1 rRNA gene (running past one end of the window) is annotated in these 2,832 nt (G+C 52.2%); it reads right to left on the bottom strand.

Going from position 1 to position 2,832, the window contains the following annotated elements:
• Positions 1-151 precede the first annotated feature (151 nt).
• Positions 152-2,832: ribosomal RNA gene (locus tag N7422_RS26770) — 23S ribosomal RNA — on the bottom strand (it continues 212 nt past the right edge of the window).

Here is a 2,832-nt window from a genome sequence, read left to right as displayed (position 1 = left end):
GCTCTATGGTCGTCAAGAAATTCTGTTGCCAGAAGATCCAGATGGATACTCCAGCGAATTCGGATATGTGAATTTGTGGTCTTACGAACTTTCGGTTATTTCGTCTTCACCACCACAATTTGGCTTTTCGCGCAAATTGCTTGGGTGTTATATGGTCAAGCCTCACGGGCAATTAGTATCGGTTAGCTCAACGCCTCACAGCGCTTACACACCCGACCTATCAACGTCGTAGTCTTCGACGGCCCTTCAGGGAGCTCAAGGCTCCAGTGAGATCTCATCTTGAGGCAAGTTTCCCGCTTAGATGCTTTCAGCGGTTATCTCTTCCGAACATAGCTACCCGGCAATGCCACTGGCGTGACAACCGGAACACCAGAGGTTCGTCCACTCCGGTCCTCTCGTACTAGGAGCAGCCCCTCTCAAATCTCAAACGTCCACGGCAGATAGGGACCGAACTGTCTCACGACGTTCTAAACCCAGCTCGCGTACCACTTTAAATGGCGAACAGCCATACCCTTGGGACCGGCTTCAGCCCCAGGATGTGATGAGCCGACATCGAGGTGCCAAACACCGCCGTCGATATGAACTCTTGGGCGGTATCAGCCTGTTATCCCCGGAGTACCTTTTATCCGTTGAGCGATGGCCCTTCCATACAGAACCACCGGATCACTAAGACCTACTTTCGTACCTGCTCGACGTGTGTGTCTCGCAGTCAAGCGCGCTTTTGCCTTTATACTCTACGACCGATTTCCGACCGGTCTGAGCGCACCTTCGTACTCCTCCGTTACTCTTTGGGAGGAGACCGCCCCAGTCAAACTACCCACCATACACTGTCCTCGATCCGGATAACGGACCTGAGTTAGAACCTCAAGGTTGCCAGGGTGGTATTTCAAGGATGGCTCCATGAGAACTGGCGTCCCCACTTCAAAGCCTCCCACCTATCCTACACAAGCAAGCTCAAAGTCCAGTGCAAAGCTATAGTAAAGGTTCACGGGGTCTTTCCGTCTAGCCGCGGATACACTGCATCTTCACAGCGATTTCAATTTCACTGAGTCTCGGGTGGAGACAGCGCCGCCATCGTTACGCCATTCGTGCAGGTCGGAACTTACCCGACAAGGAATTTCGCTACCTTAGGACCGTTATAGTTACGGCCGCCGTTTACCGGGGCTTCGATCAAGAGCTTCGCTTGCGCTAACCCCATCAATTAACCTTCCGGCACCGGGCAGGCGTCACACCCTATACGTCCACTTTCGTGTTTGCAGAGTGCTGTGTTTTTAATAAACAGTCGCAGCGGCCTGGTATCTTCGACCGGCGTGGGCTTACGCAGCAAGTGCTTCACCCTCACCGGCGCACCTTCTCCCGAAGTTACGGTGCCATTTTGCCTAGTTCCTTCACCCGAGTTCTCTCAAGCGCCTTGGTATTCTCTACCTAACCACCTGTGTCGGTTTGGGGTACGGTTCCCAGTTATCTGAAGCTTAGGAGCTTTTCTTGGAAGCATGGCATCAACCACTTCGCGCTCTAATGAGCACTCGTCATCAGCTCTCGGCCTTGAGATCCCGGATTTGCCTAAGATCTCAGCCTACCACCTTAAACTTGGACAACCAACGCCAAGCTGGCCTAGCCTTCTCCGTCCCTCCATCGCAATAACTGGAAGTACAGGAATATTAACCTGTTTTCCATCGACTACGCTTTTCAGCCTCGCCTTAGGGACCGACTAACCCTGCGTCGATTAACGTTGCGCAGGAAACCTTGGTCTTTCGGCGTGCGAGTTTTTCACTCGCATTGTCGTTACTCATGTCAGCATTCGCACTTCTGATACCTCCAGCAAGCTTCTCAACTCACCTTCACAGGCTTACAGAACGCTCCTCTACCGCATCACCAAAGGTGATACCCGTAGCTTCGGTGCATGGTTTGAGCCCCGTTACATCTTCCGCGCAGGCCGACTCGACTAGTGAGCTATTACGCTTTCTTTAAAGGATGGCTGCTTCTAAGCCAACCTCCTAGCTGTCTAAGCCTTCCCACATCGTTTCCCACTTAACCATGACTTTGGGACCTTAGCTGACGGTCTGGGTTGTTTCCCTTTTCACGACGGACGTTAGCACCCGCCGTGTGTCTCCCATGCTCGGCACTTGTAGGTATTCGGAGTTTGCATCGGTTTGGTAAGTCGGGATGACCCCCTAGCCGAAACAGTGCTCTACCCCCTACAGTGATACATGAGGCGCTACCTAAATAGCTTTCGAGGAGAACCAGCTATCTCCGAGCTTGATTAGCCTTTCACTCCGATCCACAGGTCATCCGCTAACTTTTCAACGGTAGTCGGTTCGGTCCTCCAGTCAGTGTTACCTAACCTTCAACCTGCCCATGGATAGATCGCCCGGTTTCGGGTCTATACCCAGCGACTAAAGCGCCCTATTAAGACTCGCTTTCGCTACGCCTCCCCTATTCGGTTAAGCTCGCCACTGAATATAAGTCGCTGACCCATTATACAAAAGGTACGCAGTCACCTAACAAAGTAGGCTCCCACTGCTTGTACGCATACGGTTTCAGGTTCTATTTCACTCCCCTCTCCGGGGTTCTTTTCGCCTTTCCCTCACGGTACTGGTTCACTATCGGTCAGTCAGTAGTATTTAGCCTTGGAGGATGGTCCCCCCATGTTCAGACAAAGTTTCTCGTGCTCCGTCCTACTCGATTTCACTGGCAAGAGATTTTCGTGTACGGGGCTATCACCCACTATGGCCGCACTTTCCAGAGCGTTCCACTAATCTCAAACCAGCTTAAGGGCTGGTCCCCGTTCGCTCGCCACTACTAAGGGAATCTCGGTTGATTTCTTTTCCT

The sequence above is a fragment of the Pseudomonas sp. GD04091 genome (genome assembly GCF_029836165.1).
Taxonomy (GTDB): domain Bacteria; phylum Pseudomonadota; class Gammaproteobacteria; order Pseudomonadales; family Pseudomonadaceae; genus Aquipseudomonas.
The sequence above is the reverse complement of the archived record's forward strand: the minus strand, read 5'-3'. Positions and strand labels throughout refer to the sequence as shown.